This window comes from Citrobacter werkmanii, assembly GCF_008693645.1.
GTDB classification, from domain to species: Bacteria; Pseudomonadota; Gammaproteobacteria; order Enterobacterales; family Enterobacteriaceae; genus Citrobacter; species Citrobacter werkmanii.
Genome location: NZ_CP044101.1, coordinates 2688979 through 2707713, shown reverse-complemented (window position 1 = coordinate 2707713; position 18735 = coordinate 2688979). Strand labels below are relative to the sequence as shown.

The 18735-nt window shown below is 53.4% G+C and carries 17 protein-coding genes; 10 read left to right on the top strand and 7 right to left on the bottom strand.

Going from position 1 to position 18735, the window contains the following annotated elements; genetic code table 11:
• Positions 1 to 161: 161 nt before the first annotated feature.
• Genes FOB24_RS13690 through FOB24_RS13680 form a run of 3 tightly spaced genes read right to left on the bottom strand, consistent with a single transcriptional unit; the run spans position 162 to position 2700 of the window.
• Positions 162 to 287, bottom strand: coding sequence for a DUF2474 domain-containing protein (locus FOB24_RS13690; RefSeq protein WP_064507023.1), 126 nt, complete (start codon positions 285 to 287; stop codon positions 162 to 164).
• The gene (gene cydB, locus FOB24_RS13685; protein WP_087856574.1) at positions 287 to 1297 is read right to left on the bottom strand and encodes a cytochrome d ubiquinol oxidase subunit II; all 1011 of its coding nucleotides are present in this window, start codon (positions 1295 to 1297) and stop codon (positions 287 to 289) included. Before cydB ends, FOB24_RS13690 begins: the two co-directional genes overlap by 1 nt.
• A complete protein-coding gene (locus FOB24_RS13680; RefSeq protein ID WP_085048164.1) occupies positions 1297 to 2700 on the bottom strand; it encodes a cytochrome ubiquinol oxidase subunit I in 1404 nt (467 codons plus the stop codon). Before FOB24_RS13680 ends, cydB begins: the two co-directional genes overlap by 1 nt.
• Positions 2701 to 2964: 264 nt before the next feature.
• Between FOB24_RS13680 and FOB24_RS13675 the strand changes: the two genes are divergently transcribed.
• The 8 genes from FOB24_RS13675 to patD all read left to right on the top strand — a co-directional run bounded on the left by FOB24_RS13675 (position 2965) and on the right by patD (position 10804).
• Positions 2965 to 3141, top strand: a complete 177-nt coding sequence (locus tag FOB24_RS13675; RefSeq protein WP_150345057.1) for a type II toxin-antitoxin system HicA family toxin — start codon at positions 2965 to 2967, stop codon at positions 3139 to 3141.
• A gap of 46 nt (positions 3142 to 3187) precedes the next feature.
• On the top strand, positions 3188 to 3604 hold the full coding sequence (locus FOB24_RS13670) for a type II toxin-antitoxin system HicB family antitoxin (protein WP_087856629.1): 417 nt from the start codon (positions 3188 to 3190) through the stop codon (positions 3602 to 3604).
• Between the two features lie 92 nt (positions 3605 to 3696).
• Positions 3697 to 5106, top strand: coding sequence for an aminotransferase-like domain-containing protein (locus FOB24_RS13665; protein ID WP_069324935.1), 1410 nt, complete (start codon positions 3697 to 3699; stop codon positions 5104 to 5106).
• 329 nt (positions 5107 to 5435) lie between these two features.
• Positions 5436 to 6581, top strand: a complete 1146-nt coding sequence (gene ydcS, locus FOB24_RS13660; protein WP_150345056.1) for a putative ABC transporter substrate-binding protein YdcS — start codon at positions 5436 to 5438, stop codon at positions 6579 to 6581.
• A gap of 16 nt (positions 6582 to 6597) precedes the next feature.
• Positions 6598 to 7614 carry an ABC transporter ATP-binding protein gene (locus tag FOB24_RS13655; protein WP_150345055.1) on the top strand — a complete coding sequence of 339 codons (1017 nt, stop codon included), beginning with the start codon at positions 6598 to 6600 and terminating at the stop codon, positions 7612 to 7614.
• On the top strand, positions 7615 to 8559 hold the full coding sequence (locus tag FOB24_RS13650) for an ABC transporter permease (RefSeq protein WP_069324933.1): 945 nt from the start codon (positions 7615 to 7617) through the stop codon (positions 8557 to 8559).
• Positions 8549 to 9355: an ABC transporter permease gene (locus FOB24_RS13645; protein ID WP_003020204.1), complete on the top strand. Its 807-nt coding sequence runs from the start codon at positions 8549 to 8551 to the stop codon at positions 9353 to 9355. Before FOB24_RS13650 ends, FOB24_RS13645 begins: the two co-directional genes overlap by 11 nt.
• Before the next feature lie 21 nt (positions 9356 to 9376).
• Positions 9377 to 10804 (top strand): aminobutyraldehyde dehydrogenase, encoded by a 1428-nt coding sequence (gene patD / locus FOB24_RS13640; protein ID WP_038640724.1) that lies wholly within the window; start codon positions 9377 to 9379, stop codon positions 10802 to 10804.
• 195 nt (positions 10805 to 10999) lie between these two features.
• Here the strand turns inward: patD and FOB24_RS13635 are convergent, their stop codons facing one another.
• Complete coding sequence (locus tag FOB24_RS13635) at positions 11000 to 12124, bottom strand: multidrug effflux MFS transporter (RefSeq protein ID WP_150345054.1); 1125 nt, start codon at positions 12122 to 12124, stop codon at positions 11000 to 11002.
• Positions 12125 to 12225: 101 nt separating this feature from the next.
• On the opposite strand from FOB24_RS13635, the gene FOB24_RS13630 reads away from it, so the two are divergent.
• Entirely contained in the window at positions 12226 to 12987 is a 762-nt protein-coding gene (locus FOB24_RS13630; RefSeq protein ID WP_150345053.1) for an AraC family transcriptional regulator, read from the top strand.
• A gap of 136 nt (positions 12988 to 13123) precedes the next feature.
• On the opposite strand, the gene yncL is transcribed toward FOB24_RS13630, so the two are convergent.
• Positions 13124 to 13219 carry a stress response membrane protein YncL gene (gene yncL / locus FOB24_RS13625; RefSeq protein WP_071524268.1) on the bottom strand — a complete coding sequence of 32 codons (96 nt, stop codon included), beginning with the start codon at positions 13217 to 13219 and terminating at the stop codon, positions 13124 to 13126.
• Positions 13220 to 13411: 192 nt separating this feature from the next.
• Here yncL and FOB24_RS13620 point away from each other — a divergent pair, with 192 nt between their 5' ends.
• Positions 13412 to 13585: a GhoT/OrtT family toxin gene (locus FOB24_RS13620; protein ID WP_069324931.1), complete on the top strand. Its 174-nt coding sequence runs from the start codon at positions 13412 to 13414 to the stop codon at positions 13583 to 13585.
• Positions 13586 to 13595: 10 nt separating this feature from the next.
• Here the strand turns inward: FOB24_RS13620 and FOB24_RS13615 are convergent, their stop codons facing one another.
• Positions 13596 to 15755, bottom strand: coding sequence for a virulence factor SrfC family protein (locus FOB24_RS13615; protein WP_150345052.1), 2160 nt, complete (start codon positions 15753 to 15755; stop codon positions 13596 to 13598).
• Complete coding sequence (locus FOB24_RS13610) at positions 15752 to 18733, bottom strand: virulence factor SrfB (RefSeq protein ID WP_150345051.1); 2982 nt, start codon at positions 18731 to 18733, stop codon at positions 15752 to 15754. The genes FOB24_RS13615 and FOB24_RS13610 overlap by 4 nt, the downstream gene beginning before the upstream one ends.
• Positions 18734 to 18735: the final 2 nt, after the last annotated feature.

Genomic DNA, 18735 nt, shown 5'->3' with positions numbered 1-18735 from the left:
AAGTGGCGATAATTTCGCCAGGTGACTATTCAATATTTTAATCGGGGAAATGGCAATCTCTGTTTTGCGAATGAGATGTTTTTTGCATTTTTGTTTGGTCAACGTTGGGATTTGTTACAACCGGGTAGCATCGCGCTGCCCGGTTGTTTTCAGGGAGGGTATCAGGACTTAAAGCCAGCAGCCGTCATCAGTAAACGAAAGAACATACCGACGGCGGCCAGGGCCAGCACGCTGCCGCCCCAGAGGATCACCAGCCACATCAGGCGTTTCCAGATTGATTGTTGCATCAATGATACCCCTCACCATGTTGAACTTTGCCGCGGAAAACGTAGTAGCTCCAGAAGGTATACACCAGGATTATCGGGATAATCAGTAGTGCGCCAACCAACATAAAGCCCTGACTTTGCGCAGGCGCTGCCGCCTGCCAGAGCGTAATGGATGGCGGAATGATATGCGGCCATATGCTGATCCCCAGACCGCTGAACCCAAGGAAGATCAATCCCAGCGTCAAAACAAAGGGCAGTGCATGGCTGTGCTGTTGGTCCAGCGAGCGCCACAACCACATGCTGATCAACACCACCAGCAGCGGAACCGGCATCAGGAACCACAGGTTAGGCAGGCTAAACCAGCGCTCGGCAATCGCACTGTGCGCCAGCGGCGTCCATAGGCTGATAATGGCGATAACAACCAGCATCGCCAGCAGCAGTTTTTTGGCCACACGGCGCATTTTATCCTGCAACGGATTTTCGCTTTTCATCACCAGCCATGTGGCCCCCAGCAGGGCGTAAGCTACGACCAGGCCAACACCGCAGAACAGCGTGAACGGGGTCAGCCAGTCGAAAGGGCCGCCGCTGTAGCTGCGTCCGGTGACAGAAAATCCGTTAAGTACTGCACCTACTACGATGCCCTGAGTGAATGTCGCCAGAATTGAACCGCCGAGAAAAGCTTTATCCCAGAATGGTCGATGTGCCGGCGTGGCATTGAAGCGAAACTCAAAAGCGACGCCGCGAAAAATCAGGCCGAGCAGCATCAGGGTGAGTGGGATCGTCAGCGCATCGACAATCACCGCATAGGCCAGGGGGAAAGCGCCGAATAGTCCGGCTCCGCCCAGTACCAGCCACGTTTCATTGCCGTCCCACACGGGGGCGACGCTATTCACCATCACATCACGGTCATCCGCATCCTGAATAGCAGGAAATAAAATGCCGATACCGAGATCGAAACCGTCCATCACGATATACATCAACGTGGCGAACACGATAATGACAAACCAGATAACTGATAAATCGATACCCATTAGCGGTGAGCCTCCGGTTGAGAATCGAGAACTGCAGCAGAAAGCGGTCGTGCAGGCGTGCCGGATGGCGGCGTTGACGGTTCATGTTCCTGTGGCCCTTTACGGATCAGGCGGATCATGTAGCTGTAACCGACGCCAAATACGGAGCTGTACACCACAAAGAATGACAGCAAGCTGATGCTCATATGTAAATCGCCATGCGCGGAAACGGCATCCGCGGTACGTTGCAGACCGTAGACCACCCACGGTTGACGGCCAACTTCAGTGGTTACCCAGCCAGCCAAAATGGCAATCAGACCGGAGGGACCCATCCATAATGCAAAACGCAGGAAAGGACGTGAGGTGTATAGCCGCTGCTTGTAACGTAGCCGCAGGGCGATCGCGCCCAGCAGGATCATCAGCATGCCTAGCCCTGCCATAATGCGAAACGACCAGAACACCATGGTTGAATTGGGCCGGTCTTCTTTAGGAAACTCTTTCAGGGCCGGGACTTGTTTATCCAGACTGTGGGTCAGGATCAGACTGCCCAGCGCCGGGATTTCCAGTCCATAGCGGGTACGCTCCTGTTCCATATCCGGCCAGCCGAACAGCAATAGCGGAGTGGGTTCACCGGGCGGATTTTCCCAGTGCCCTTCAATCGCCGCAATTTTGGCCGGCTGGTGTTTCAGCGTATTCAAACCGTGCATATCACCAATCAATGCCTGGAGCGGGGCGACGATTAATGTCATCCACAGCGCCATCGAAAACATAGCGCGAATAGCCGGCGTATTGTTTCCGCGCAGCAAATGCCACGCCGCAGAAGCGGCGACAAATAACGCGCTGCTGAGGAAGGCGGCAACGGACATATGCAGCAAACGATAAGGAAATGAAGGATTGAAAATAACAGCGAACCAGTCGACGGGAACAACCTGACCATTAACGATTTCGTAGCCTTGCGGCGTCTGCATCCAGCTGTTGGAGGCGAGGATCCAGAAGGTAGAAATAATGGTACCCAACGCAACCATACAGGTCGCGAAGAAGTGCAGGCCTGGCCCCACGCGATTCCAGCCGAACAGCATTACGCCCAGGAAACCCGCTTCGAGGAAAAAGGCGGTTAACACTTCATAGGTCAGCAGCGGTCCGGTGATGCTCCCGGCGAACTCGGAAAAACCACTCCAGTTGGTGCCGAATTGATAGGCCATCACCAGCCCGGAAACCACGCCCATACCAAAGTTTACGGCGAATATTTTCGACCAGAAATGATATAGCGAGCGCCAGGTGGGATTTTTCGTTTTTAGCCACAGCCCTTCGAGCACTGCCAGATAACTGGCGAGGCCGATGGTAATGGCCGGAAAGATAATGTGGAAGGATACCGTAAACGCGAACTGGATCCTCGCCAGGTGAAACGCGTCAAGACCGAACATGCTTAACTCCGCAGGCAAAATTGATTTGGCGCAATTCTAAGCCTGGGAAGCAATGGAGGGCAGAAACAGAACAGTTCTTTTTAACCATAACAGTTGTCGCTCTGTTATAGGTTGGCATGGCTGATATGAAATCTGGAAGCTGGATTCCTGTTATTAAATAGCGTCCTCCCCACGCTAGTGATTTTGCGTTATTAATAGCAACACAATCAAAAAAGTAATCATAAATGTTTACTTTGTGTATATAATAGACGACAGGGAGGCGCAGTGAAGCAAAGTGAGTTCAGACGCTGGCTTGAATCTCAGGGAGTTAAAGTTACAAACGGCTCAAATCATCTGAAGTTGAGGTATCAGGGAAGACGTAGCGTTGTGCCCAGGCATCCTGGTGATGAGATAAAAGAGGCCCTGCGAAAAGCGATCCAAAAGCAGCTTGGCTTACAGTAATCATCATCTCTATAAGGCTGACTATATGAGAAATTTTGAGAAAATTATGCGTTATCCCGTTAATCTAATACCCGCCGTGGAAGGTGGGTTCATGGTGTCTTTTCCGGATATTCCTGAAGCATTGACTCAGGGAGAAACTCGCCATGATGCTTTGCAGGCTGCGCAGGCCGCATTGGTCACCGCTTTTGAATTCTATTTCGACGATAACGAACCGATTCCTTTGCCTTCAGCGGTTGTCGCTGGCGCTGACTATGTGGAAATACCACTGAGCGTTGCGTCTAAGGTTCTGTTGTTAAATGCCTTCCTTGAATCGAATATTACCCAGCAGGAGTTGGCAAACAGGATCGGCAGGCCTAAGCAGGAAATCACCCGTTTATTCGATTTAAAGCACGCGACAAAAATTGATGCTGTGCAGATAGCTGCCCGCGCTTTAGGAAAAGAACTGTCGGTAACGATGTTGTAAAACTGTTAACCATAACAGTTATAAAAAATATCTTGATTATGTAAACTGATATATATAGTGGTTGTCACCAACACCGGTAATCAGGACGAAAGATGAAAAAGTACCAGCGACTGGCAGAGCAAATTCGCGATCAAATCGCGTCTGGCGTATGGCAACCCGGCGATCGTCTGCCTTCATTGCGTGAGCAGGTGGTCAGTAGCGGGATGAGTTTTATGACCGTTGGCCACGCATATCAGTTGCTGGAAAGCCAGGGGAGGATTATTGCCCGGCCCCAGTCGGGTTATTATGTTGCCGCGCGCCCTGAACGTCATTCTGCAGCACCTCAGGTGCAGGTGATGCGCGACGAAGCGGTGGATATCAACACCTACATTTTTGATATGCTGCAGGCCAGCCGGGATGCGTCAGTAATGCCATTTGCCTCTGCATTCCCTGACCCGCGTTTGTTTCCCCTTCAGCAGTTAAACCGCTCGCTGGCGCAGGTGAGTAAAACGGCCACGGCTATGAGCGTGATTGAAAACCTGCCGCCGGGGAATCATGAATTGCGCCATGCCATTGCCCGTCGCTATGCCCAACAGGGAATGACCATTTCACCTGACGAAATTGTGATCACCACCGGTGCGCTTGAAGCTCTCAACCTGAGTCTGCAGGCGGTCACTGAACCGGGGGACTGGGTGATTGTCGAAAACCCCTGTTTTTATGGCGCATTGCAGGCACTGGAGCGATTACGTCTGAAGGCGCTGTCTGTTGCCACTGATGTCAAAGAGGGGATCGATCTGGCCGCGCTGGAGCAGGCGTTGCAGGAGTATCCGGTAAAAGCGTGCTGGTTGATGACCAACAGCCAAAATCCGCTGGGGTTTACGCTCAGCGCAGAGAAAAAAGCGCATCTGGTTGCATTACTGGAGAAATATCATGTGATGCTGATTGAAGATGATGTTTATAGCGAACTTTACTTTGGCCGGGAAAAACCGCTCCCCGCTAAAGCCTGGGATCGCAGCGATAGCGTTCTGCATTGCTCATCATTCTCAAAATGCCTGGTGCCCGGATTTCGCATTGGCTGGGTGGCGGCGGGGAAACATGCCCGGCGCATTCAGCGACTCCAGCTAATGAGCACCTTATCCACCAGTTCTCCCATGCAGCTTGCACTCGTCGACTATCTGTCAACACGACGCTATGACGCGCATTTGCGTCGTTTACGCCGTCAGCTTGCGGAACGCAAACAGCAGGCCTGGCAAACGCTACTGCGCCATCTTCCGGCGGAGGTCAAAATTCACCACAACGACAGCGGCTATTTTCTGTGGCTCGAACTGCCGGAACCGCTGGATGCGGGAGAGCTCAGTACGCAAGCGCTAGCGCACCACATCAGCATTGCGCCGGGAAAAATGTTCTCAACCTCGGGAAGCTGGACACGTTTCTTTCGCTTTAATACCGCATGGCACTGGGGGGAACGCGAGGAACTGGCGGTGAAACAGCTTGGAAAATTAATTCGCGACATGATGAAATAAAATGTAACGCGCTATTCAATATAAAAGAATAGTGCGTTCTTATTTTCGAAATAGAGAATACCGAACCCTGATGTTATTTATATCGGGTGCTACCATACAAAAAATCAATAGTTCTAACTATTGCCACCTTTGCAGCTAACTCCTTGTCTATACTCCAGAAGATTAAAACACCCAGTCTGAATCAGTAGCGTAATGAGCGTTAGCTCACAACCTGATTAAATTTCCTTGCGCCAGCAGGAACGCTTAGCACACCCCGACTATTTTTAGGAAAGGACATATATTTACGGCAAGGCTGCCGCTCAATATTTTTTAGACAGGAGTAAGATGTTATGAGCAAGCAATTTGCCCTCAGTAGCCTGTGTGCGCTCAGTATGACGCTGATGACTGCACAGGCAGCCGAACCCCCGACATCATTAGATAAACCAGAAGGCCGCCTGGATATTATTGCCTGGCCGGGTTATATCGAACGCGGACAAACCGATAAACAATATGACTGGGTCTCGCAGTTTGAGAAAGATACCGGCTGCGCGGTCAATGTTAAAACGGCGGCCACATCGGATGAGATGGTCAGCCTGATGGCAAAAGGCGGCTACGACCTGGTGACCGCGTCCGGCGACGCTTCACTGCGTCTGATTATGGGTAAACGCGTGCAGCCGATTAACACCGCGCTGATCCCAAACTGGAAAACTATCGATCCACGCGTGGTGAAAGGCGAGTGGTTTAACGTTGGCGGAAAAGTGTACGGCACCCCGTATCAGTGGGGACCAAACTTGCTGATGTATAACACCAAAACCTTCCCAACGCCGCCGGATAGCTGGAGCGTGGTGTTTGTTGAGCAAAAACTCGAGGATGGAAAAAGCAATAAAGGACGTGTGCAGGCCTATGATGGTCCGATCTATATTGCCGATGCCGCGTTATTCGTTAAAGCCACCCAGCCGCAATTAGGCATCACCGACCCCTACCAACTCACCGAACAACAGTACCAGGCGGTTATCAAAGTCCTAAGCGATCAACATGCGCTAATTCATCGTTATTGGCACGATACCACTGTGCAAATGAGTGACTTCAAAAACGAAGGCGTGGTGGCATCCAGCGCCTGGCCTTATCAGGCTAACGCCCTGAAAGCTGAAGGGCAGCCTGTTGCCACGGTTTTCCCAAAAGAAGGAGTTACCGGCTGGGCTGACACCACCATGCTGCACAGTGCAGCGAAACACCCGGTGTGCGCTTACAAATGGATGAACTGGTCATTAACCCCGAAAGTACAGGGCGACGTAGCGGCCTGGTTTGGTTCTCTGCCAGTGGTGCCTGAAGGATGTAAAGCCAGCCCACTGCTGGGTGAAAAGGGCTGTGAAACCAACGGTTATAGCTACTTTGACAAAATCGCTTTCTGGAAAACGCCAATTGCGGAAGGCGGAAAATTCGTTCCTTACAGTCGCTGGACGCAGGATTACATCGCCATTATGGGCGGTCGTTAATTCCGCTGGGGGTTTTATGACGTACGCAGTAGAGTTTCATAACGTCTCGCGTCTGTACGGGGATGTTCGTGCAGTTGATGGAGTGAGTATTGCGATTAACGACGGGGAGTTTTTCTCAATGCTGGGGCCATCCGGCTCCGGCAAGACCACCTGTCTGCGCCTGATTGCTGGGTTCGAGCAGCTTTCAGGCGGCGCAATCACCATTTTTGGAAAACAGGCCAGCGAATTGCCCCCTTGGGAGCGGGACGTCAATACGGTATTTCAGGACTACGCGCTATTCCCACATATGTCGATCCTCGACAACGTCGCTTACGGGCTGATGGTCAAAGGGATTGATAAAAAACAGCGTCACGCCAAAGCCCGTGAGGCGCTTGATAAAGTTGCACTCGGTTTTGTTCATGAGCGCAAACCGTCACAGCTTTCCGGCGGACAACGTCAGCGCGTGGCGATTGCCAGGGCGCTGGTCAATGAACCGCGCGTTCTGCTGTTGGATGAGCCGCTCGGGGCGTTGGATCTTAAGTTGCGCGAACAGATGCAATTAGAGCTGAAGAAGTTACAGCAATCTCTCGGTATCACCTTCATTTTTGTCACTCACGATCAGGGCGAAGCGCTGTCGATGTCTGACCGTGTGGCGGTGTTTAATAACGGTCGTATCGAACAGGTGGATTCTCCGCGTGAACTGTACATGCGTCCACGGACACCGTTTGTGGCGAGCTTCGTCGGGACGTCCAATGTCTTTGATGCCACGATGTCAGCGAACGTTTGCGGGCTACAGGGAATGTTTTCCCTGCGTCCGGAATACATTCGGTTGAATGATGCCGGGGGAGACGTCCAGGCTCCGGGAGTCATCCAGGCGGTGCAGTACCAGGGCGCGGCGACACGGTTTGAACTGAAACTGGCTGGCGGTGAAAAATTACTGGTGAGCCAGGCGAACCTGACGGGAGAAATGCTGCCGTCAACGCTGTCGCCGGGTCAGCAGGTGATGGCATCGTGGTCACGCGACGTGATGGTGCCGTTGGTTGAGGAGAGGTGAATGGCTATGAACGTCTTACATTCGCCATCGCAACCGACAAATCTGAACAAGATTTCCGGTTTCTTCTGGCGTAACCCGGGGCTGGGGCTGTTTTTACTGCTTCTCGGGCCGCTGATGTGGTTTGGCATCGTCTACTTTGGCTCACTGCTGACGCTGTTGTGGCAAGGTTTTTATACCTTCGACGATTTCACCATGTCGGTCACGCCGGACCTGACGCTGGCGAATCTGCAGGCGCTGTTTAATCCCGCCAACTACGACATCATTTTACGTACTCTGACGATGGCGATAGCGGTCACCATTGCCAGCGCGATTCTGGCGTTTCCGATGGCGTGGTATATGGCGCGCTATACCAGCGGCAAAATGAAAGCCTTTTTTTACATTGCGGTGATGCTGCCGATGTGGGCCAGTTACATTGTTAAAGCCTACGCGTGGACGTTACTGTTGGCGAAAGACGGTGTGGCGCAGTGGTTTTTAACCCATCTTGGGCTGGAGCCGCTGCTGCTTTCGTTCCTGACGCTACCAGCTGTCGGCGGCAATACGTTGTCGACCTCAGGGTTAGGGCGCTTTCTGGTGTTCGTTTACATCTGGTTGCCGTTTATGATCCTCCCGGTACAAGCCGCTTTGGAGAGGCTTCCGCCGTCACTGTTACAGGCTTCCGCTGATTTGGGCGCGCGCCCGCGTCAAACCTTCCGCTATGTGGTTCTTCCGCTGGCAATACCCGGTATCGCGGCGGGATCTATCTTTACTTTCTCTCTGACGTTGGGCGATTTTATCGTGCCGCAACTGGTGGGACCGCCGGGGTATTTCATCGGCAACATGGTGTATTCGCAACAAGGGGCGATCGGCAATATGCCGATGGCGGCGGCATTTACTCTGGTGCCGATTGTGTTAATCGCGCTGTATCTGGCGTTCGTGAAGCGTCTGGGAGCTTTCGATGCACTCTGAACGCGCACCCTGGTTACTCAAACTGGCGGCATGGGGCGGGGTTATTTTCCTGCACTTTCCCATCCTCATCATCGCCACCTATGCTTTTAATACTGAGGAGGCTGCTTTTAGTTTTCCACCGCAGGGGTTGACGCTGAAGTGGTTTAGCGTTGCGGCGCAGCGTAGCGATATTCTGGAGTCTGTGACGTTGTCACTTAAAATCGCTGCGTTGTCGACGGCTATTGCTCTCGTTCTGGGGACGCTGGCCGCTGCCGCGCTGTGGCGCAGGGACTTTTTTGGCAAGAGTGCAATATCGCTGTTGCTGCTGTTGCCAATCGCGTTACCGGGGATCATCACCGGTCTGGCGCTGTTGACGGCGTTTAAAACCATCAACCTGGAACCGGGTTTTCTCACGATCGTGGTGGGGCATGCGACGTTTTGCGTGGTGGTGGTATTTAACAACGTTGTGGCGCGTTTTCGCCGTACCTCATGGAGTCTGGTTGAAGCGTCTATGGATCTTGGCGCCAACGGCTGGCAAACCTTTCGTTACGTGGTGCTGCCGAACCTGGCATCGGCACTGCTGGCGGGCGGAATGCTGGCGTTTGCCTTGTCATTTGATGAAATCATCGTGACAACGTTCACCGCCGGACATGAAAGAACACTTCCTTTGTGGCTGCTCAATCAACTGGGTCGTCCACGGGATGTGCCTGTCACCAACGTTGTGGCATTGCTGGTAATGCTGGTGACTACACTGCCAATTTTAGGGGCCTGGTGGCTAACGCGTGAAGGCGACACTCTCGCCGGAAACGGTAAATAAACGACGATATGGGAAATTGCTATGCAACATCAATTACTGATTAATGGCGAGCTGGTCAACGGTGAAGGTGAAAAGCAGCCAGTCTATAACCCTGCAACTGGTGAATGCATTCTGGAGATTGCCGAGGCCTCAGCCACGCAGGTTGATGCCGCGGTCCGTGCGGCCGACAGTGCCTTTGCCAGTTGGGGACAAACCACACCGAAAGTGCGTTCCGAGTTACTGCTGAAACTGGCGGATGCTATCGCGGATAACGCGCAAACCTTCGCTGAGCTGGAATCGCTCAACTGCGGTAAGCCGCTGCATTGCGTGCTCAACGATGAAATTCCGGCCATCGTCGATGTTTTCCGCTTCTTTGCCGGGGCGGCCCGCACCCTGCAAGGACAGGCCGCCGGAGAGTATCTGGAAGGGCATACGTCAATGATTCGCCGGGATCCGCTGGGCGTGGTCGCCTCCATTGCGCCGTGGAACTACCCGCTGATGATGGCGGCGTGGAAACTGGCTCCGGCGCTGGCGGCGGGGAACTGCGTGGTGATTAAACCGTCGGAAATTACCCCATTGACGGCGCTTAAACTGGCCGAGTTTGCCAAAGATATTTATCCGGCAGGCGTTGTCAACGTGCTGTTTGGCCGTGGAAAAACCGTGGGCGATCCGCTGACCGGACATGAAAAGGTCCGCATGGTTTCATTGACCGGCTCTATTGCCACCGGCGAACACATTATCCAGCATACCGCGTCTTCAATTAAGCGCACACATATGGAACTGGGCGGCAAAGCCCCGGTCATCATTTTTGATGATGCGGATCTGGATGCGGTAGTGAGCGGCGTGCGAACCTTTGGTTATTACAACGCCGGACAAGACTGTACCGCCGCTTGTCGAATCTATGCCCAGAAAGGCATTTATGACGCGTTGGTTGAGAAACTTGGCGCGGCGGTTGCCAGCCTGAAAATTGGCGCGCCGAACGACGAATCGACGGAGCTGGGACCGGTAAGTTCGCAGGCACATCTTGATCGCGTGGCCAAAGCGGTCGATGAGGCCAAAGCCCTGGGGCATATCAAGGTTATCACCGGGGGTAAAAAAGTGGACGGCGCAGGCTACTACTTTGCCCCAACGCTGCTGGCCGGGGCAAAGCAAGAAGATGCCATCGTGCAGCGGGAAGTTTTTGGTCCGGTGGTCAGCGTGACCGTATTTGATGATGAAGACCAGGTACTGGCGTGGGCGAATGATTCGAAATACGGACTGGCATCTTCTGTCTGGACCCGGGACGTCGGCCGCGCGCATCGGTTCAGTGCTCGTCTGCAATATGGTTGCACCTGGGTCAATACCCACTTCACGCTGGTCAGCGAGATGCCGCACGGTGGGCAAAAACAGTCTGGTTATGGCAAAGATATGTCGGTGTACGGGCTTGAGGATTACACGATTGTTCGCCATGTCATGATCAAGCATGAGTAACAATTTAGACGTGAACACCTAATGAGGCACGGATAGCTAAAAATTAGCAAACGGGTCTCTATACTATTCGCGCCACTGGCCTCGTCGCCATCGGACGGCGGTAAGTTGGAAATATCCGCGAGGTCAGGCTAATTGATACGACAAAGCCCCAGCTTAACGCCGGGGCTTTGTGCTTTCAGGTATACCGTCCAGTTATCAGCGGCGGTAGCTGCAAAGCCAGGCAAGTAGCGCACAGACGCTCAGCACCAGCCCCAGTTGTTGCACCATGCCAGCCAATCCCAGCATCATTCCCAGCAACAGGTAATAGCTTAACCCGAACAAAGCACCAGCGGCCCCGGCTTGTTCACGATAGCGACGCAGTGCCTGGCTCAATACATTGGGAATTGCGATACCATAGGCCAGTACCACCCCAAACACCGGTATCAGGATCCATGCAGTATGCTGTAGCCACCACGCCGCCAGGCCTGAGAACATGGCCAGCACACAGGCATGACGTACCAGCTGTTCCGGCGTCAGACCTGTCGTTAACAGACGCCGATTCAACAGGCTTCCCGACAGCGAAGCAAGCGCAAGTAACACCCCCGTCCAGCCAAAGGCTCTGGAACTCCATCCCAACTGCCTGAAAAGAAATGGCGCCAGACTGTAATAGCTAAACAGCATGGTATTTAACAGGGCGACCAGCATAGCATTTTTCCACAGCTCATCGTCCCGAGCCATGCGGGGCAGGAGCACAGCCATCCGCGGGCGGATCGTATTCTCCGGCCTTGTTTCCGGCAAACGGGTTGCTGTCAGTATGAGCAGTAATATCGCCAGCAAAACAAGAGCAACGAATACACCGATATGACCATACAGGCTTACCAGCCAACCTCCGCTTAGCAGGCCGAAAACCGGACTCAGGGCCAGCGCGGCGCCCATCACAGAAAAGACGCGGGATAGCGTGGTTGATTCATAACAGTCCCTCAATATGGTTTGTACCACGACTGACCCGGCAGCCGCTCCGATGGCTGACACCATCCGCGCCAGCAGCAACACGTTGAAATTGGTGGCAACAATGGCCAATGCACAACCTGTGCCGTAGCAGATTAGTCCTGCCAGCATCGCCCGCCGTCGTCCGATACTGTCGCTCAGCCAGCCCCACATCGCCACACCGACGGCGAAGGCCACAAAGTAAACGGAGAGTGTTTGAGCTGCATGTTCACTGCTTATGTGAAAAGCGGTAGCGATACCTGGCAATGCCGGGCTGTAAATGGTTTCCACCAGTTGCGGAAACATTATCAACAGAGTGAGCAGCCAAAGCGGCGGACGACGAAGAATATTCATAGCAATATCCGAAGAGACCGAAAACAGGCGGGAATTATTGCTGAATGGGGGCTGTCTTATTACTATTATCAGGACTTTATATATCAAATATCGGACAGATAATGAAAATTGCCCCCGATGAAATTTTCGATGCGGATAGCTTTGATAACCCGGTAATTGGGATTGCCGCCGATATGGGCGTACACGATTCCGGACGCCATAGCCACCTTCGTCATCAACTCCTTTTTTCGGCGGCGGGGAGCATCACGATTGAACTGGAGCAGGCCCTGTGCCTGCTGCCGCCACGGCGTGCGGTTTGGATCCCAGCCGGTACGGTTCATCGCGCCATCATGCGTGGCGTAATGGCTTATCGTTCTTTGTACTTTTCATCCTCGCTGCCGTTATCCGATCTGCCAATGCATATCGTCGAGGTTAATCCACTTTTTTTCGAAGTCATAGAACGCATGGCCTTTTGGTCATGGGATATGCCTGCGGTGCAACAGGCCAGCCTCATCACCGTTTTTTGTGAGGAATTGCGGGCCGCGCGTAGTGAAAACTGGACATTACAATTTCCCTCAGATCCACGGCTGGACGTATGGCTTGAGCAATTGCGCATGGGGGCGTTGCCACCGCGACTGAATCAGTTGTCCCAACGGGTTGGGGCGTGTGAGAAGACCATCAGCCGGATCTTCATCAGAGATACCGGGATGCATTATCAGCACTGGCGGCAGCAATTTAGACTGTTAAAAGCCATGGAAATGCTGGCTTACGGGAGTCCTGGTAGTCAGGTGGCGCAACATCTGGAATTTGTCAGTGACAGTGCTTTTATTGCATTTTTCCGTCAGCATACCGGCACCACGCCAGCCCGCTTTACAGGCAAATAATGCCGCAGAAGGATTAGGGATATTACATCCTAAGGATGATTTACCGGATGAAGGCAGAGTGGGAAGATCGTTGGCTAATGGCAGAGAGAAAACCCTCTCTGCCAGTGGACGCTGCAATTAATTCAGAAGAGTCACATCAAGCAAACCAGCCGAACCTTGCGGAAATCAGACTGAAAAGTCCTACAGCAGCAAATATATTTATCAGCACCACAGTTTTACTGGAAACATTCATTTGTGCCACCTTTCGTTTTAACCCCTATGGGTATAGTACGGGTTATAACTATCCGCAATAGTACGAATTCTGAACATAATGAAAACGGGTTGTTTTACCGCCGTTTCTCTTAAAATAATTAATAAAACTTGATGTGAGTCATGAAAAAGAGCATATTGCGCGCGATTTTACCTTCCGGCCAGGATGCCTTACATGTCTCTGTACCAAAAAATGTTGGTCTTTTATGCGGTGATGGCCGCTATCACGGCAATCATCACCTGGTTTCTGTCACGCGAGAAAAAGCGGATTCGTTTTCTCAGCGCGGTATTAGTCGGGGCGACCTGGCCAATGAGCTTTCCTGTCGCGCTGATGTTTTCACTTTTCTGATGAGGCCGTTTCAGCAGGAAAGCAGGGCATCTAAACGTTTTTTGTCGACTTCATTAACATCCTGTGGGTGCTGATATCCCACGTTCTCATTCGCGCGGGTATACAAAGCAACCAGCCAGTCGTAAACATAGCGGCTTGCGCCGTGCGAGGGCTGTTCTTCCAGTTTGGCCAGGCGCGACATCGGTTGTTGCTTTGGCGCGCTAAAAATAGCCGCGCCTTTTTGGATCCTGCTGGCAGGGCGCTGTTCCTCAGCAACGTTGGTAAATCCAAGCCAGGTAATAAAATCCCCAATATCGGCATGTAGCTGCGCCGCACAGACGTTTTCGTGCTGCATCATGCGCTGTAAGCGTTGCGGCATCTCCAGGCGATAACTGGTGGTCACAAGAATGTCAGCCACCTGCCTTAGCGTACGAGGATCGAGACCTAAACGGCGCGCATTATTTTCATCGCGACACCACTGACGTACGTGATTAACCCACATTTTGTGTGCCAGATAACCAGTTTCTTTGCTTTCCGGCGAGTGCGGTATGTCACGTACTTCAGCAAACAGGTCGATCTCTTCATTAAATAGCCCGTTCACCTGTTCCTCGCGCGGCTGATGAACACGCAGCAGCGACTCAAAGAGGCGCATTGGCGGCAGTAACCCCTCCAGTAGCTCGCCATGTTTTGCCGCCTGGGATTGTAACTGGCGGATCACCGACTCGCTGCTACCTGACTCATCATCGCGGGTGTTAATCCAACTCATCAGCGTTTCGCGGATGCGCTGTTGGTGTTGTTCGCGCAGAGAGGTCAGCCTGGCCTGACGCTGTTGTGGTGAAGTCGCCTGAGTCAGCCATTCGACAAGGCGTTGTAAGCTGTGGTTATCCAGCGCCTGCAGCGTACCCCAGTGCAGTCCCGGTTTGCCCATTAATTGCTGTACGGACTCATCCAGGTTTTGCTGGGTGCTAAAACGCGCATCCTGTGGGGTGATGGCCCAGACTACGCCCGGTAATGCGGCGTCATGTACGGGTTGCGTATCGTTGACCCAGCCCAGCAGCTTGCGGGTAATGGCTGGCGTCTGGGCGCGGGTAGATACCGCATTGCAGATTAAGAGCACATCCGGTTGCAGTTGCTGGCGATAATGCTCCAGCATCCAGCCTAATTTTGCCTGCCACAGCGGATGGGGATGAGCATCCGGGGCGAGAGGGATATCGAGCAGATCGACATTCTCCAGCACAGCATCTTCCACCGTCAGGATCAGCTCGCGCGTCAACAGCGCTAGTGATGCCTGTGAGAGACTGACCGCATTGAGCAACTGATGGTTTTCAATTGGATGAACAACCACATCACTTTGCGCCTCACTCGCGTGCAATGCCACCTGAGTGAGAAAACTCTCAGCAGGTAAACCAAAATGGTCAACCAACAGGCTCAGCGGAGCCGCCAGTTCTTGCGCGTTCCCGGTTTGTTGCAGCGTATGCGCCAGCGCCAGCCACTGCTGCGTTAGCTCTGGTTGTTCTCCCCACAATAATGCCCAGGCGTTTGCCCGGGTCGTCAGATCCAGAGCGGGGAGAAGCGTAGCAAACTGATGCCATAGCGCATCGTCAATTTGCTGCTGATTAGCCGGTACGCAGGAGCGCCAGAAACGACCGATTGCCGCGACATCCTGAGCCGTGATGCCTTGCACCGGATGACGCTGACGCAGGGTTTGCCATTTTTCCAGGCGCGCCTCAATAATCGATTTCTCAACCTGGCGGTTGTCCGGAAGCGCACAGAACTGTGTGATAAACAGCTGTACCAGTTCGGCTTCACTGAGTAAGCGTAAGCGCAGCGGCCATTCGCTATTGAGCGGATTATCTTCACGTGTAAAGCGAATCGCCATATTGGTCGGTGCATGCCCCGGATTAATATGCGAAAAATAATCAAAACTGCGATCCGGTGTCACGATGTTCACTTTGCCATTGGCATTGCTGCACAATGCCGCGAGCAGATGCGCTTTCGCTGATTGTGAGTGCCCATATAACCCAACACAGCCTCGTGCTGAAAAGGTCGCTGTCAGCGCAGATTCATTAACCGCGGCTAACGTAAGTTGTGTCAGCAGGGCATCCGCCTCATCATCAAGACGTACGGAACGCTGGCGGGTCTCTGTTACCCACTCGATGACGGCCTGCGCGGTGTTTAACATCTTACTCATTTCAGGTACACGCTCCCGCTATCAATCCAGTAATGGCTACCGCTATGGCGACGATCCGCCAGGGTATTCAATTTTAACGTTAAGGCATTGGCGGCAACGGGGGTGCCATCCTGTAACCAGGCATCGCTGAGGACGAAGCATTCCGGGCCGCTCTCTTTGCTGCCGCCGCGTAACTGCAGCCGTACATTTAACACGCCATCTCCGGCGATACTTTTTGCCAGTTCGGCAGAATTTATGCTCAGCGTATACAGCGGCGTGGCAGGCCAGCGGCTGTTTGCCAATTGGCGGAAGCCTAACGTTACATTGCCGCGCAGCGGGAAGTGCAAACGGGTATCCAGCTTCGCGCCGGGTTTATCCAGATCGATATCGTGATACCAGATGTTCTCATCGCGTAGCGTGTTGACCGTATTATCCAGCACGCCAAGATAACGTACGGTCGAGTAAGCGCCGATATCGGCAGCTTTAAAATTGAAGCGCGGTAAACGCAGATCCAGCGCCAGGCTGCATAGCATTGCACCGACTGCTGCGGTGGATTTGGGGTCGCCAATCCGCCCTTGCTGACTGAACGGATACCACTCGTGCACCCGATAGTTATCCATCCAGATCATACGATTAACCGGAACGGGTTGAAGATGGCGGATCAACGCCTGTACGCCCGGTAAACAAGCGGGTCTGCCGGTCACTAATAAAATATCGCAACGATAATGTGAAATAGCCTCACAAACCGCGTGCAGCGGCGAGGTCAGGGTAAATTGCCCCGCCAGTAACGCTTCTTGTAACTGCCTGAACTGCACCTGTAACGGCACGCTCAAAACATCAAACGCTGGCGAACCAGACGGCAACGCATGATCGATAGCCTGTTGGATATAGTTCATCACGTTACGCGTGGGTTGCTGGCTGAGCAGCTCGCCAAAGGTGGCATGCAGTCCGGCTACCGGATCGTTAATATCGCTTTGTTCCCAGGCGGAGAGTACCGCATGACCGAGCGGCATAAAGAGTTGTAATGCCGTTTGCTGACGAAGGATCGCCTGAGTATCGATGCGCCCGGAATCGCCAAACAGCGTAGCCAGTAATGCGGCGGCGTCGGTCACGCCAGCCTGCTGCAAGCGGGTTTGCAGGGCAGGTAGTACGCAACGCTGAATCACGTCCAGCAGCATGTCATCGCCTGCGACCTTAAAGCCTTCGCGAAACAGCAAATGCGGGGTGATCTTGACGTTCGCACCAACGCCGTCATCAAGTTGGTAATGGACGACGGCCATATCCGTGGTCCCACCGCCAATATCGATGGATGCCACGCGCAGCGCACGGCCTTTTATCTCACCAGGTTCAGGCAGACGGTCCGGACGGGCAAGGGCATTAAAAAACGATTCCGTGTGACCATCGTAGTGGGAAATCGCCTCGTTATACAGCCACACCAACTGACCGCAGCTGGCTTCATCCCACTCCATCTGGATCTCAGGGACGGGAACCACGCTCTTTTCCTGCTGCTTACGGGTGGTGAAGTCTTCATCCTGCGGGTGCCAGCCCATTGCTTTCCAGACCAGTGCAATGGCTTCAAACATACGCAGGCGGAAAATCTCGCGCTCCTGTTTTGGCATCGCTGAGGGTAGGGTCAGGATCAATGTGCGCAACTGGCGAGGAGAGGCCGGGAAACCAAGGCGCAAACGCGTCGCCACGCTGTTAATTTGACCCAGCGCCTGAGCCAGGATCTCACACAGCATATGCGTCATCAACGTGCTGCGGCTGTATTGCGGTGAGAACACCGGCAGACGGTCATCCTGCGGCAGGCTGAACAGCGGTTGTCCGTCATCATTCATGAGATTCATCAGCGGGAAGGCGGTAGCCAGCGGTTCGCGCTGGGTTTTGCCATTCATCTGGCTAAAGCGCCAGTCATGGAGCACCGGCGTTTCATCCCACAGATAACGGCGCGGGCTGGAGATCCCGCTGCTGCCTTCCGTACCCATACGTTGCATCGCCAGCTTTCGGGCTTCATCGCCCACGCGAACAATCGACGGCCAGATAAAGGCGTCATCACGACCGCTCTCAACGGAAAAGTGCTGTTTACCGAACCGCGCTTCGGAAAACTCCAGTCGGCTGGTGAATAGCGGATCGTTAAGAAACTGCGGCTCGCTTAATGACCGCACCTGTAATTCAGCGGTCTGGCGCAGTCCATCATTGGCATCGCCGTGATCCTCAATCAGGACGCCGCAGGTATGGGTATTACCAATGTCCAGGATCAGATCGACGGGAATCGCCGGTGTGCTGAGCGTATGTGTGACCAGCTTGACTTCCGGAATAGAAAGCTGTTCGCCTAACAGGGTTAACAAATTTAACCAGTGCGCCTGATATTCAAAATTACGCAGCGCCTGCTGGATCTCATGTTCTGAGCGATTCTCATGCTGCGTGACATGATGCATAAAGGATTCGCGCAGCCAGCCGTCAATCCAGGTCTGGTCGAGGAAATCGGCAATTTCGTTATCATGCCAGGCCAGTGCAAATCGCGTACCGTTAAGCAGGTCATTTTCGTTGGGGGTTAACGCTGCCGGAGCATTTTCAGTGAGCTGGCTGTCCAGCGCCAGGGTAACGCGGTGAGTGTTGCCCGCGCTGTCTGGTTGCGCCAGTTTTCGCACCTGTACACGCGCCCAGTTATCCGGGCCTTCAACAAACGTACGCGGCGGATTAAAGCGCAGGAACGGCAGCGGTAGCCAGATGCCGTCGAGCACGTCCAGAGAATAATGCAGCGTCTGGGTGCTTTCCGGCTTCACCACTTCGGGCTGACCGCCGGTGCTGCCCGGCAAGGTATAGCGTCCCGTTGTCAGATCGAAGTCCAGCCGTAGCAGGGGACCGTTGGCCGTTTTGCGCACAAAGCGGCCATGATGTGCAGATTCCTGCGGCGTCAGGCCAAAATCCAGAAATTGCACACCGCTATTGGCAATGAGCGTCACGCTTTGTTTGTAGTCACACAGATTCACCAACATAA